This window comes from Deinococcus roseus (assembly GCF_014646895.1).
In the GTDB taxonomy this organism is placed as follows: Bacteria; Deinococcota; Deinococci; order Deinococcales; family Deinococcaceae; genus Deinococcus_C; species Deinococcus_C roseus.
The window spans coordinates 36,501-50,064 of record NZ_BMOD01000020.1 but is presented as its reverse complement, the minus strand read 5'-3'; the positions used below and the strand labels follow the sequence as shown (position 1 = coordinate 50,064).

The 13,564-nt window shown below is 55.4% G+C and carries 14 protein-coding genes; 7 read left to right on the top strand and 7 right to left on the bottom strand.

What is annotated here, in order from left to right; translation table 11 throughout:
- Window positions 1-29: 29 nt before the first annotated feature.
- Window positions 30-2,357 (bottom strand): 3-hydroxyacyl-CoA dehydrogenase/enoyl-CoA hydratase family protein, encoded by a 2,328-nt coding sequence (locus IEY52_RS19635; protein WP_189005683.1) that lies wholly within the window; start codon window positions 2,355-2,357, stop codon window positions 30-32.
- 258 nt (window positions 2,358-2,615) lie between these two features.
- On the opposite strand from IEY52_RS19635, the gene IEY52_RS19630 reads away from it, so the two are divergent.
- Both IEY52_RS19630 and IEY52_RS19625 read left to right on the top strand, forming a co-directional pair.
- On the top strand, window positions 2,616-3,008 hold the full coding sequence (locus tag IEY52_RS19630; protein ID WP_189005681.1) for a YidB family protein: 393 nt from the start codon (window positions 2,616-2,618) through the stop codon (window positions 3,006-3,008).
- A 24-nt stretch (window positions 3,009-3,032) separates the two neighbouring features.
- Window positions 3,033-3,311, top strand: coding sequence for a glutaredoxin family protein (locus IEY52_RS19625; protein ID WP_189005679.1), 279 nt, complete (start codon window positions 3,033-3,035; stop codon window positions 3,309-3,311).
- Here IEY52_RS19625 and IEY52_RS19620 read toward each other — a convergent pair.
- Window positions 3,308-4,690: an MFS transporter gene (locus IEY52_RS19620; RefSeq protein WP_189005677.1), complete on the bottom strand. Its 1,383-nt coding sequence runs from the start codon at window positions 4,688-4,690 to the stop codon at window positions 3,308-3,310. The two genes, IEY52_RS19625 and IEY52_RS19620, sit on opposite strands and share 4 nt — an antisense overlap.
- Window positions 4,691-5,013: 323 nt before the next feature.
- On the opposite strand from IEY52_RS19620, the gene IEY52_RS19615 reads away from it, so the two are divergent.
- Window positions 5,014-5,271: a hypothetical protein gene (locus IEY52_RS19615; RefSeq protein ID WP_189005675.1), complete on the top strand. Its 258-nt coding sequence runs from the start codon at window positions 5,014-5,016 to the stop codon at window positions 5,269-5,271.
- 159 nt (window positions 5,272-5,430) lie between these two features.
- Here IEY52_RS19615 and IEY52_RS19610 read toward each other — a convergent pair whose 3' ends face one another.
- Together IEY52_RS19610 and IEY52_RS19605 are read right to left on the bottom strand one after the other, a co-directional pair.
- Window positions 5,431-6,189 carry a fumarylacetoacetate hydrolase family protein gene (locus tag IEY52_RS19610; RefSeq protein WP_189005673.1) on the bottom strand — a complete coding sequence of 253 codons (759 nt, stop codon included), beginning with the start codon at window positions 6,187-6,189 and terminating at the stop codon, window positions 5,431-5,433.
- Between the two features lie 84 nt (window positions 6,190-6,273).
- Window positions 6,274-6,819 (bottom strand): P-loop nucleotide/nucleoside kinase family protein, encoded by a 546-nt coding sequence (locus IEY52_RS19605; protein WP_189005671.1) that lies wholly within the window; start codon window positions 6,817-6,819, stop codon window positions 6,274-6,276.
- A gap of 71 nt (window positions 6,820-6,890) precedes the next feature.
- On the opposite strand from IEY52_RS19605, the gene IEY52_RS19600 reads away from it, so the two are divergent.
- The 4 genes from IEY52_RS19600 to IEY52_RS19585 all read left to right on the top strand — a co-directional run bounded on the left by IEY52_RS19600 (window position 6,891) and on the right by IEY52_RS19585 (window position 11,590).
- A complete protein-coding gene (locus IEY52_RS19600; protein WP_189005669.1) occupies window positions 6,891-7,250 on the top strand; it encodes an MliC family protein in 360 nt (119 codons plus the stop codon).
- A gap of 184 nt (window positions 7,251-7,434) precedes the next feature.
- Window positions 7,435-8,862, top strand: a complete 1,428-nt coding sequence (locus tag IEY52_RS19595; RefSeq protein ID WP_189005667.1) for an aspartate aminotransferase family protein — start codon at window positions 7,435-7,437, stop codon at window positions 8,860-8,862.
- A 313-nt stretch (window positions 8,863-9,175) separates the two neighbouring features.
- Window positions 9,176-10,312: a citrate/2-methylcitrate synthase gene (locus tag IEY52_RS19590; protein WP_189005665.1), complete on the top strand. Its 1,137-nt coding sequence runs from the start codon at window positions 9,176-9,178 to the stop codon at window positions 10,310-10,312.
- 198 nt (window positions 10,313-10,510) lie between these two features.
- Window positions 10,511-11,590: an HD-GYP domain-containing protein gene (locus IEY52_RS19585; protein ID WP_189005663.1), complete on the top strand. Its 1,080-nt coding sequence runs from the start codon at window positions 10,511-10,513 to the stop codon at window positions 11,588-11,590.
- 11 nt (window positions 11,591-11,601) lie between these two features.
- Here IEY52_RS19585 and IEY52_RS19580 read toward each other — a convergent pair whose 3' ends face one another.
- The 3 genes from IEY52_RS19580 to IEY52_RS19570 form a co-directional block, all read right to left on the bottom strand.
- Complete coding sequence (locus IEY52_RS19580) at window positions 11,602-12,021, bottom strand: hypothetical protein (protein WP_189005661.1); 420 nt, start codon at window positions 12,019-12,021, stop codon at window positions 11,602-11,604.
- A gap of 69 nt (window positions 12,022-12,090) precedes the next feature.
- On the bottom strand, window positions 12,091-13,188 hold the full coding sequence (locus IEY52_RS19575; RefSeq protein ID WP_189005659.1) for a glutathionylspermidine synthase family protein: 1,098 nt from the start codon (window positions 13,186-13,188) through the stop codon (window positions 12,091-12,093).
- Between the two features lie 2 nt (window positions 13,189-13,190).
- Window positions 13,191-13,520, bottom strand: coding sequence for a hypothetical protein (locus tag IEY52_RS19570; protein WP_189005657.1), 330 nt, complete (start codon window positions 13,518-13,520; stop codon window positions 13,191-13,193).
- Window positions 13,521-13,564: the final 44 nt, after the last annotated feature.

The window sequence follows — 13,564 nt, the reverse complement described above, 5'->3', positions numbered from 1 at the left end:
TCGGCGCTCAGCCCTCGGCAAATCCCCCATCAATTCCTCAGTGGCTTCCCTGTTTTCAGCATATGAGCGATTCTTTCCTGCGTCTTGCGCTTGCCGCACAGGTACAGGAAGTTCTCGCGTTCCAGATCCAGCAGGAATTGCTCGCTCACACGGGCATTTCTGTTGTTGGTGCGGCCACCGCAGAGCACACGGGCCACGGCCAGGGAGACTTCACGGTCATGTTCGCTGGCAAATCCACCTTCCACCATGCCGTAAAGGGCGCTCTGGATGGCTGCGTAGCCGTTTTCGCCCATCACGGGGATGTCCTGTCTGGGGGTGGGGGCCACGTAGTTGCGGGAGAGTTCCAGCACTTTGGCTTTGGCGTCCTGAATCAGGCGGTCCCGATTCATGCTGATGCCGTCACTGTCGCGCAGGTAACCGAGTTTTTTGGCTTCCAGTGCGCTGGTGCTGGTTTTGGCCAGTGCGATGGTCTCAAAGGCACGTTGCAGGGCAGGCAGCAGAGGAGCATTGGCAGGCAGCTCGTCCACGAAACGCAGGTACATTTCTTTGGTTCCGCCACCACCGGGAAGCAGGCCCACGCCGACCTCCACCAGACCCATGTAAGTTTCTGCGCTGGCCTGGGTGTGGTCGCCGTGCAGGGAGAATTCGCATCCTCCACCAAGGGCCAGATTGAAAGGGGCCACCACCGTGGGATGGGGACTGAACCGCAGGGAGGTGGTGGCACGCTGAAACTGGCGGATCGCCATGTCGATTTCGTCCCAGTCACCGTTCTGGGCGTTCAGCAGGATCAGGGGCAAATTCGCTCCTGCACTGAAGTTGTCACCCTGGTTGCCCATCACGAGGCCCACAAAGCCCTGTTCCTCGATGATTTTGTGTGCTGTGAACACCATATTAATGGCGTCTTCACCCAGGCTGTTCATCTTGCTGTGGAATTCCAGCAGCAGCACCCCATCGCCAATGTCCAGCAGGCTGGCTCCAGGGCGGGATTTGACCACTTTGGTGGCATCTTTCTTGAGGTCCTTGAGGATCATGTAGGGGGCCTGGTATTTTTCGGGCTGTCCCTTGACATCGACCACTTCACCGTCCTGATAGAACGAGGTGCGACCACTGTCTTTCATGGCTTGCAGCAGGGGGGGCAGGGTGCGGCCGTCTTTCTCAAGGTAGGCCACCACGTTTTGCACGCCCAGCACGTCCATGGTTTCAAAAGGACCCAGTTCCCAGCCGAAACCCCACTTCAGTGCGTTGTCAATGTCCACAACAGTGTTGGAGACATTTCCGGCCATCTTGGCAGAGTACCAGAAGGTGTCCATCATGACCTTGCGCATGAATTCGCCGTACCTGCCATTCAGCTGGGTCAAACCCTTGATGCGTTCTGGCAGAGGCAGGCCTTTGAGGGGTTCCAGTTCTGCAAGGCGGGTTTTGCCCTTGTTGACGTACTCCATGGTTTCAGGCTCTAAAGTCAGGATCACGCTCTTGCCGTTTTCCTTGACCTTTTTGTAGAAGCCCTGTCCCGTTTTGTCTCCCAGCCATTTGCTGTGGATCAGGGTCTGGAACATGGGGGTGAGGGTGAAATCCTCATCTTCGGGGGTGGCTTTCTGCAAATCTCCGGCAACGTGGCTCAGCACGTCCAGTCCGGTCAGATCTGCAGTGCGCATGGTGGCACTCTTGGGACGGCCCATGATGGGTCCGGTCAGGGCGTCCACCTCATCAATGGAGAGGCCCGTGTCGTGCATGTGTTTGAGGGTGCGCACCATCCCATACACCCCGATGCGGTTGGCCACAAAACCGGGCACATCGTTGGCATTCACGATGCCTTTTCCGAGCACTTTGTCTCCGAATTCAGAGATGGTCTGGACCACTTCAGGGTCGGTGCTGGGGGTGGGGATCACTTCCAGCAGGTGCAGGTATCTGGGCGGGTTGAAGAAGTGGGTGCCCACAAACTGGCGTTTGAAAGCATCGCTGCGGCCTTCAATTTGCAGGTGCATGGGGATGCCCGAACTGTTGCTGGAAACGATGGTGGAGGGTTTCACCAGACCATCGAGTTTTTCCCAGAGGGCTTTTTTGGCATCCAGTTTTTCAATGATGGCTTCCACAACCCAGTCCACCTTTGCAAGGTCTTTCAGGTTGTCTTCCAGGTTGCCAATTTTGATCAATTTGGCGCGGTCCCTGTCCATGAAGGCAGCAGGGCTGGCTTTGAGGGCACGGTCCAGGCCCTGTTTGGCCAGGAAATTGCGGTCTTTCTGGTCAGGAAGCACAATGTCCAGCAGCAGGGTGGGAATGCCAGCATTGGCGAGGTGGGCCGCGATGGCCGCACCCATGGTTCCTGCCCCGATCACGGCAGCGGTTTTTACTTTCATGAGGTCATCTCCTCTTAAGATAATTGAACTAAGTATAATTTTAGGCCGTATCCAGTTTTTTGTCTAGGGGGAACCCTCAACGGGACAACTCTGGACACCACAGAACCCCTGCACAGAAGGAGAAACTTCGAGATGTAAGACAGATTCAGCATACCTGTTCTGCAAGATCTGCTTGATGAGCAAACCCTCAAGAGAAAGATGCCAGCAAATGTAAAAAACCTCCAAGAGTCGCAGCAGCAGGCTTCCTAGACTGACCCTATGGGACTTCTTGACTCGCTTGGACAGTTGCTCAACAACAATGGGACCATCCTCAAAATCCTTTTCATGCTTCTGCAGCAATCTGGTGGGCTGGAAAACCTGCTCTCCAAACTGCAGCGGGGCAACGACAGCACCAAACACGCCGTGGGAAGCTGGGTCAGCACCGGAAGCAACGCTCAGATCACGGTTCCCGAACTGGAATCCGCTCTGGGGTCAGAAAACATCGATCAGGTGGCAGACCAGACCGGCATGGAACGCAACGAACTGCTCAGTCTGGTGGCCCAGAACCTGCCCCAGTTCATTGACCAGCTCACCCCAGACGGCTCCGTCAACCACAACAGCCACGCCCTGGTGTCCCAGGCCCAGGAAAAACTGGATGTGCCCAGACTGTAAATCCCTTTTCAGGAGAAACCTGACATGAGAAAAAGCACCCCGCCCAGAGTCACCCTTTACGGCACCTCCTGGTGCAGCGACGTTCGGGGGTTGCGCGCTTATCTGGACACCATCGGGGTGCGCTACACCTACATTGACATCGAACAGGACGAGGAAGCTGCAATGCTGCTGGAACAGGTGCAGGCGGGCAAACGCAGAATTCCCACGGTGGCCGTGGGCCAGGACTACCGCTTTGTACCCAGAATCTGGGACCTGAATGTGATGCTCAACCAGCATGGGTTGCTGGACATCCGGGCGGGTTAGCTTGACTCCACCACCCGTCTCCCTGCCACCCAGGTCAGCAAGGACACCCCAACCAGAATCAGAAAAGTCAGTTTGAGGGGCACGTCCAGGGTCAGGTCTGCGGTTTTTCCCCAGGCCACCAGTGCGCCTCCAATGCCTGCAGAAAGTGCGGCCAGCAGCACCTCTGCACTGTTGAGCTGCGAGGACACCTTGCCCGATTCCCCTTCTTTCACCTGTCCCAGGATGATCAGGCTGTTGGTGGCGTAACCCAGTCCCATCCCCAGTCCAGACATGGCCCAGCCCACAACCACCAGCAAGCCAGGGAGCCATCCCACAATGCTTAAACCGGCAATGGCAATCCCAGTGCTCAGCAGGGCCATTCCTGTCCTGACCCGAAACTCCCGTTGCTCTGGTCCAGCACGGGAGTCCATGCGGGCCTGCAAAATGGAACCAATGGACCAGGACACCCCGCCCACCGTCAAGAGCAAACCCGCCTGGGTCACACTGAATTTCTGAATCTCAATCAAACCCAGTGGCATGAAGGCTTCCGCCCCAAAGAAGGCAAAAGCACTGCAGCCCCGTACAATGATTCCAGAGGGAATCCCCCTGGCAAACCTCAACAGGCCTGCAGGAAAAATGCCTCTGGAAGCAAAACCTGTCAAAACCAGGCCCAGCAAGGTGACAGGCAGCATCCAGAAACTTCCCTGCAACCCCAGTCCAGCCAGCATCACCGCAGCGCCCACGGCCAGCAGCACACTGGACCGAAACCGCACCATGTTGAAAGGTGCAGGATTTTCACTGGGATGGGTGTAACGCTGCAGGGTTGGGATGGTCAGCACAGACACCAGCACCAGCAAGGGAATCACACTGTAAAACACCACATGCCAGGAAGATGCTGCAGCAATTGAACTGGCAAGAAGGGGTCCAAAAAGCGAGGGCAACACCCAGGCACTGGAAATGCTGGCCAGCAGTTTGGCCCTCAGGTGGTCCGGGTAAAGCTGGCTCATGATGCTGAAGGGCACAGCATTCAAACCCCCTGCACCAAAGCCCTGCAAGAATCGGCCCAGAATGAACACCCACATGTGAGATGCAGAACCTGCAGCCAGCAGCCCCAGTCCAAACAAAAGCAGAAAAATGGCAAAAGGCTTTGCTGAACCCAGGCGGTCAATCAGCTCGCCTCCCACAATGGTCCCGATGATGTTGCTGAGCAAAAAAGCACTGAAGGCCCAGCCGTAATAACCCAGGCCATCCAGAGATTTCGCCACCTCTGGCAGGATGGTGGCCACTGCCATGGCTTCAAAGGCAGTGGTGAGGATGGTCAGAAGCAGGCCAATGGTGACATTGCGGTAGCTGGGGCTGAACAAACTGCGGTCTTCAGGGGAAACATCAGAAAGGGACATCCTGGGGTCAGCCTTGCACATTCTGGATCCAGGGTGCATGCGTGAAGTGGCTTAATCCATGCAAGCAGCTTCGTTTGACATCAAACCAAAGTTTCACGCTGACACCGGCTTTTCTGTCATTTGGCACGAAAATTTCGTTACATTCTGAGTACATAGTAAGAAGGCTGTCAGCCCAAAATTGCTACACAGAGGTAGAGACAGAGGCAGAAACTCTTCGGACACATTCTCTTCTGGATGCTGCATCATCCACACCTCAACACTTCCACAGGTGCCGGACCTCCGGGTCTGCACCCCAACACCCCCGAGGGACAGGAGCTGGCCACATGAAGATCAACAACTACAGCGTAGAAGTCAAACAGGAGCTGTCCGACGAGGAATTCGTGATCCTGGCAAGCAATCTCACCACCAACATTCTGCACGACAGCATGGTGTACTCCAAACCGGTCACCCTGATGCACAACGATGAAAGCAAAAAGTGCCTGGTGGCTTCCCTGGAACGCCTGCGCAGCGATGTTCCCCTGTCCAACAGCCCGGCCCACGGCAACGAGCTGAAAGTGGACTTCGCAGAAATCTGGGACTGAATCAAACTCAAAACAACAGCAAACACAACAGCAAACACAACAGCCAGCCCTGAAAGGCTGGCTGTTTGTTTTGGCAGAAGGCTGAGGGCAGAAAGCAGAAGGCAACAGCCAGACAAAAACGCCTTCTGCTCTCGGCTCTCAGCACTCGGCTCTATGCTTTTACCCGATGTGCGTCACCAGCACACCAATGCCTTCCACCTCAACCTCCACACGGTCTCCCCTGCTCAGGGGTCCCACACCGTCTGGGGTCCCAGTGATGACCACATCTCCCACCTCCAGGGTCATGAACTGGGAAACGTAGGCCAGCACGGTGGGGATGTCAAAGATCATCTGTTCGGTGTTGCCATCCTGGCGGGTTTCCCCATTGATGCGGGTGGTGACCTGCAAATGAAAGGGGTCCAGTTCGGTTTCAATCCAGGGACCCAGCGGGCAGAAATGGTCTGCACTCTTGCCCCGGAACCACTGCAGGTCAGAGCGCTGTTTGTCTCTGGCCGTCAAATCCAGCGCACAGGTGTATCCATAAACATAATCCAGGGCATTCTCCTGCTGGATGTTTCTGGCTTTCTTGCCGATCACCAGGGCCAGCTCACCTTCAAAGTGCAGGTTTTCCGTCCATGAAGGGTACTCTACCGTCTGCTCTGGATCTGCCAGGGTGTTGGGAGCCTTCAGGAACAGACCGGGTTCTTTGGGCAAATCTCCTGAAGCAGGCAGGTTGCCCAGCTCTTTGATGTGGTCGGCATAATTGCGGCCCACACAGACAATCTTGCTGGGGGTGGCCGGGGCCAGCAGTTTCACATCGGTCAGGTCAAAGTTGACTGCGGTTCTTTGGCCCATGAAGCCGGTCAGGACATGCACCAGTTGAAGGTCCAGTTCTCCCCAGTGGGTGTGGCCGTCTTTTTCAAATCGAACAATGCGCATCTGTAAGCCTCTTTCTGCTGTGGTTTTGGGCTTATTCTAACCTCAGCTGAGAAAGATCGAAGGTGGGAGGAATTTCAAAGAAGGTCAAAGGGTAACCTGCAGCAATTCCAGTTTTTCTGCCACCTGTCGGGCCGTTTCTTCAGGGGTGCTCTGGGTGGTGTCAAATTCCAGGCTGTCCACTCCAGAGATCTTGTGCAGAAAATCCTTTTCTGACATGAGCTGTTTCAGGATGTCCCCATCCGTCAATTTGCCCAGTGCTTTGCGTGAGGGGTTGCCAATGCGGGCATGAAGTTCTGGTTCTGGGCAATGCAGCCGCACGAAATCCATCTGGCCTCCCTGGGATTCCACCAGATGTTTCACCTGATAAATATAAGGTTCATCGTCCCCGGCAGCAAAAACATAGGTCAGGATCAGGCTGATGCCGTTCTGCGCAGCAAACTTCAGGGTGTTCAGTCGGGTCTGGTCCACCAGTTCCCAGAACAGTGGCGCGTCAAAATCCAGTCCCAGCGTTTTTGCAAAATCAATGGTGATGTGGTTGTGGAACACCGGAATGCCTGTCAGTTCTGACAGGGCCTGGGCTGTGGTCAGTTTTCCAGCGGCTGGAGGACCATAAAACAGCACAAATCGCATGGTTTCAAGGTAACACTTTGCTCTGGAAGGTGCTTCTGATCTGTCTCATCTGGTCGGGTTAGAGTTGATCCATGAAAGCTTTTTCCTGCCTGTTTGCTGTTTTGCTTGCTTCTGTGGCCTTTGCTGGTGGAGGGGCCAACCAGACCGAATCTGCCCGTTACCGTTGTGAAGATGGAACCCTGATCGTGGCCCATTACCACCAGAAGCAGGGCGTGGCCTCCAGTGTGGATCTCGTCTGGAAAGGCCAGAAGTTCATGCTTCCTCTGGCCAGGTCTGCAGACGGTGGGCGCTATTTCGATGGGCATCTGGAATGGTGGATTGCAGCAAATTATGGCACGGGCTGGAAAGAAGTGGGCACCCTCAGGAAAGTGAATTCCAGAACGGGGCAACTGGACATCGACATTTACCAGAAATGTGCCTTGCTGAAATGACCCTCAGCAACAAAACCATCCATGCTTTATTCCACCCGAAAGGCAAAAAAGACTTTCCACAGCCACCTGGATGGTTTCTGCTTCTGGCTGAATGCTGAGGGCTGAACGCTGAACGCTGAACGCTCCTTTTAACCGACCCACAGTCATTTAGATTTTCACCGTTTCAGGTTATGATGAATCCCATATGCCTTCAAGCTATGTCCGCACCGACGATGTTCTCTCAGAGCGCTACAGCAGCTCACGCGCCCTGGAGCATGAAATCGCCCATGGCAACACCGATCTGATCAAGGCCCTGACCATTCTGGGCTGTGTGGGTCCTTTCAAAACCGTCAGTCCCTGGGAGTACCAGGATCCCCAGGGCAAACGCCTGATCAACACCGGGGGATACTCTGCAGTGCCCTTCGGGGATGGATACCCTCCTCTGGTGAAGTTTCTGCAGAGCTACCTGGAAAACCTGCACAGCATTGGACTGCCCCAGCAATCTGCTTCCAACTGGCGGGCTGCACTGGAGTTCAACCTCATCAAACTGCTGGCCTCCCAGGACCCCACCCACGCAGATTCCAAGGTGTTCTTCTCCAACTCTGGTGCAGAAGCCAACGAGGCAGCCATCAAATTTGCCAAGGCTGCACGCCCCAGAGCCAAACACATCCTGAATTTCCGCAGGGCTTACCACGGCAAGACCCAGATGACCATGTCCCTGACCCCCAACCCCAGCATCCAGAAGGATTTTGGACCGCTGGCCCCCAACATACACACCCATCCTTATGGGGATCTGGATGCCGTCAAAACCACCATCAAGAAACTGGGCGCAGACAATGTGGTGGCGGTCATTCTGGAACCCTTGCAAGGTGAGGCTGGTGTCATTTTGCCTCCCGAAGGATTCCTCAAAGGCCTGAGTGAGGTGTGTCAGGCCACCGGAATCCTGCTGATCGTGGATGAGATCCAGTCTGGTCTGGGCCGCACAGGAAGCTGGTTTGCCAGCACTGACGGGGGCATGCAGCCCGACATCATCACCCTGGCAAAACCCCTGGGTGGCGGCATGGCGGCTGTCGGGGCCACCATTTACCGCAAGTGGATTTTTGACAAAGTTCTGGGCGGCCTGGATTGCAAACGGCACTCCAACACCTTTGGAGGGAACTCGCTGGCCATGGCGGTGGGCCTGAAATCCCTGGAAATCCTGATCGATGAAAACCTGCCAGAACGCTCTGCACGCATGGGAAAACTTGCCCTGGACCGCTTAAAAGGCATCCAGCAGAAATACCCTGAATTCATCACCGATGTGCGCGGCAAAGGGATGCTGATGGCGATGGTGTTCCGGGACATCACCAGACTGGGCGTGGTGCAGGCCAACAAAGACCTGGCAGAACTGGTTTCAGAAGCTTCCGGGCTGCTGGCCCTGCGGCAGTTTTACCAGAATGGCCTGATTCTGAACCTGAGCCTCAACAGCACCCGCACGTTGCGCCTCACCCCTGCCCTGACCATGCCAGATGATCTCTTCAATGAAATGCTGAACCGGGTGGAGGCCACAGCCCGCAAGAATCCCAGGGCCAGCCGTTTGCTGGTGAACACCCCGCCCAAAACCTTGCTGGATCTGGTGAAATTCGCCACCTAAGTGAGCTTGTGAAATCTGGTGCAACAGTCCGAAAACCGGGCTGTGATTTTATGCAGGGCAAGTCAAGAGCGAAACCCTGCCAGACAGATTTCGTTACCCAGACAGTACCGATTTTGGATGAAAAAAAACAAAAACAGGTAAACCACTTTTTATTCCATTTTTTTGCCGTGTGGATCGTAAATTTAACGGTTTACGTCTGCTCGGGATCTCCGGTAAACAAGTGGTGTAGTGGATGTTAAACTTGACCATAGGAAAATAAGCTGCCCAGGAGATTCTCGAACCGCAGGCAGGTTCAATCAAAGGAGTTTGTGCAATGACTACCACTCCCATCGCCCGAGGACTAGAAGGCGTTGTGTTCACCGAAAGCAAGCTCACCTTCATTGATGGTGAAAAAGGCATTCTCACCCACCTGGGCATTGGCATCCAGGAATGGGCTGAAAAATCCAGCTTTGAAGAGCTGTCCTACGCTCTGCTGCACGGCAAACTGCCCACCCAGAAAGAACTGGATCACTTTGACCACGAGCTGCGCCAGCACCGCTACGTTCCCCAGGAACTGATTGAAAACATCAAGCAGTACCCCCGCCGCATGAACCCCATGCAGGCCCTGCGCACCGCTGTCAGCAACCTAGGATTGCTGGACCCCCACAGCGAAGACGACACCCCCGAAGGGCGTTACCGCATCGGGCTGCACCTGATTGCCCAGTTCAGCACCATCATTGCTGCCATTGCCCGCGTCAAGGAAGGCAAAGAGCCTGTGGCTCCCCGCAAGGACCTCGGTCACGCTGCCAACTTCCTGTACATGCTCAAAGGCCATGTCCCCACCGAAGAAGAGGCCCGTCTTTTTGACATGGCCCTGATTCTGCATGCCGACCACAGCATGAATGCCAGCACCTTCACCGCCATTTCCACCATCTCCACCCTCTCTGACATGTACAGTGCTGTCACCAGCGCTGTGGGCTCCCTCAAAGGCCCCCTGCACGGCGGAGCCAACGAAGCCGTGATGGACATGCTGGACGAAATTGGCACCCTCAGCCACGTGGATGCTTACATTGGCGACAAGCTGGACCGCAAAGAAAAAATCATGGGCGTGGGTCACCGCGTTTACAAATACTTCGATCCCCGCAGCCGTGTGCTCCGTGACTACGCTGCTCTGGTGGCCGAAAAGCAGGGCAAGAGCAACTACTACCAGATGCTCGAGCGCATCGAGGCCATCGTGCTGGAGCGCCTGAGCGCCAAGAAGCTCTACCCCAACGTGGACTTCTACAGCGGTGTGGTGTACTCCGACCTGGGCATCAAGAAAGAGTTCTTCACCCCCATCTTTGCTCTGGCCCGCATCAGTGGCTGGGCTGCCAGTGTGCTGGAATACGTGGCCCACAACCGCCTGCTGCGCCCCAACGCGCTGTACACCGGTCCTGTGGATCAAAGCTACGTGGACATCGACCAGCGTTAAGCGCACGGTTGCTGTTCAAAACAACTTTTAAAAGTTCAGACCCGTGCCTCAAAGCACGGGTTTTTGGTTTGTTTCTGAAAACTTCGTTTGTTCCTGAAACATTGTGCACAGCCAGGGGGTAAGATTGAGAACACAGCCTGGGTTCAGGGACAGGGCATTCTCTGTCTTCTGCCTCAGCATCAAGGGAGAGAAAGCTGCATGATGACCAGCCACCAGATGATCCTGTTCACTGACCTCCTGATGTCCGGCAAACCCCGCACTCGCCTGATCATCATGCTGGTGATTGGTGCGCTGCTGATGCTGACCAGCCTGCTGGTGTTTTTTACCACTGGAACGCGTTTTGTGTACGTGCACCTGATGTACCTTCCGGTGGTTCTGGGGGCCATGACGTTCGGGATTCCGGGAGGTTTGCTCTTCGGATTGCTGGCAGGGCTGTGCATCGGGCCTTTCATGCCACTGGACACCCTGACCGGAGAAATGCAGTCCGTCAGTGGCTGGGTGTTCCGTACGGTGTTTTTCATGCTGACCGGGTCGGTGGTGGGCACCTTCTCTGCCCTGTTCAAACAGCGCATCCGCAGTGCCCAGGGCCTGGCCTTCAAACTGGCCGAGACCTACGAGCAGAACCTCCGAACCTTTGTGGGTCTGGTGGAAAGCCGTGACAACGAAACCGTGGGCCACTGTGAACGGGTGGCTTACAACGCTTTCCAGCTTGGGCAGAAAATGGGCCTGAAAAGTGAAGAGCTGGACGAACTCTACTGGGCAGGCCTGATGCACGATCTGGGCAAAATCAGCGTTCCAGAGGTGATCCTCAAAAAACCGGGCAAACTGAACGACATGGAGTACGCCCTGATGCGCAGGCACACCATTTACGGGCATGACATCCTGCAGGCAGTCTCTCCTTTTTTCGCCAACATTGCTGTGGGCGTAAGAGCCCACCACGAAAAATACGACGGTTCAGGCTACCCGGATGGTCTGAAAGGCGAGGACATCCCGCTTTATGGCCGGATCCTGGCGGTGGTGGATGTCTTTGAAGCCCTGACCAGCCACCGCACCTATCGCACCCCTCTGGCCCAGCAAGAAGCCATCCAGTATCTGCAAGAACACACAGGCAGCCACTTTGACCCGCAACTGGTTCCTGCCTTCATTCAACTGATTGAAAAAGGCGAGGTGATGATGGCCGATCAGGAAGCGCCCGCACGCACCAGACGGGTGCCCAGAGGTCTGGTGCGCCGCATGGAACGCAACCAGTCGGGACCTCAGGCAGGCAGCCTGCCCTGAGGTTCAGAAGTTCAGAAGGGTTCCAGCAGGATGTCTTCCAGATCTTGAAGCACCAGCACCCTGTATATGTTGAAACCTTCAATGGTGCCCACATACTGCAGCACACACTCCATCTTGTTGATCTCCCTTTTGTAGGAGAACTCCAGCTTCAGGCTCTCATCATCGAGAGTGATGTCCTGCAGCACGGGATGCACTTCTTCGGTGAGGGCATAAAACACCCCATTGCCCACGGCCACTGCGCCCCGGTCTTCCAGTTTTTCGTACTGGCTGGAGTCGTAGAAGAAGAAGCGTGCCCGGCCTTCCACCTTGCCTTTTGAGCTGATCAGAACAGCAGGTTCTTCGCAATTGGCCTTGACCAGCCCCAGAAATGCTTCGGGGGTATCGGCCTTCCACTCAATGGGGTCTCCCAATGGAACTTTCAATGTCACCATAGGACACAGGGTACACCATGGCTGTCCGGCAGAAAGGGGCAATTGCCAGCAAACCCGTTGAAGGTTTTCTCACTGCACAGAAAACAGATGCGGCACAAAACGTGAGGTGTTTCGGGTGATCAGGGTGTCGTCTTCCCGGATGCCGATGCCTGCACTTTCCCCACCAATCACCCAGCTTCCCACCACCGGGTAAAACCCTGAAAATTCCGGGAGAGGCTGGTAATGCTGGTGAATCCACTGGCCCAGACCATACTCTCCGCCTGTGGTGGCCCCATCAGGCAGCTGGATGTTGGCCCCCTCTCTGGAATACAGCGGCTTGCGCACACTGCTGGGCAGGGGGTTGAAACTGGCGGGCAGCAGGTTCTCATGGCCCGGAAAAAGTTCCCACAGGATGGGCAGGATGCCCTTGCAGGTGAGGATCAGCTTCCAGGCAGGTTCAATCCACTGGGTTTTTGCAGCAGACAGGTGCTGGGCAAAAGCCTCTTCAGCCATCCATTCCCAGGGATAGAGTTTGAAGATGCGCCCTATGGGCATCTCCTGCAAATCCACAAAGTCTTCCCCATTCCAGCCGATGTCTCGCATGAACAGAAAACTGGTGGGATGTCCGGTCTGGGTGCAGACATCCTGCAGGTAACGGGCGGTCACGAAATCCTCTTCTGACTCCGTAACGCTGGCAAAATGGGTGAAGGCGCGGGGGTACCTGTGCCATGCAGCCAGCAGTTTTTCATGGATGCTGTTGAACTGGTCCTGCTCAGGGAAAAGGCTTTCCAGCCAGTCCCACTGCACCACACTGGCCTCAAAAAGTGCGGTGGGGGTGTCTGCGTTGTACTCCAGCATTTTTGGCGGGTGGATGCCATCATAGGAAAAGTCAAAACGGCCATAGAGGTCCAGATCATTGTTTTCCCAGCTTTCCACACACAGGGTTTCCATGCGGCTGTCGATGTCCAGCTCACGGAAACGCCTGCGGTCCATGACATGCTGCACCGCCTCCAGGCACATGTCACTCAACTGGTTGGTGGCTTTTTCCAGGGTTTCAATCTGGTCTGCAGAGAAGCTGTAATACACGCTTTCATCCCAGTAGATTCCTCCCACAGAGTGAAAGGTGAAGCCCAGAGCTTCACAGCGCTGCTGCCAGTTGCTTCTGGGCTTTAAGGTGTGGCGCTGCATCTTTAAGAACTGCTGCTTCCAGAGCTGCCAAAACCACCGCGCACCGTGGTCTTGCCAATGGAGGTTCTGGAGGTGCTCTGTCTGGAGAGGGCTCCATTGCTGGGGACCTTCACACGCGTCCTGTTGGCCGTGTAATAGTAATAAACCCCGGCACTGGTGTAAAACACAGGTCCCAGATAGGTGCTTCCACTCGGCTGACACAGGGTGGCATCTCCCCAGTCCAATACACAATCCTGATAACTGCGGTATTGCATTCGTGAATCACTGCGGCTGCAGGCGGTCATGGACAGGGTTGCCAGGACCACCAGGCTGATTTGTGTGCTTCTTTTCATCCTCATCCACCTTTCATTGCGCAAATTTTTTCTGCAAGTTTCAG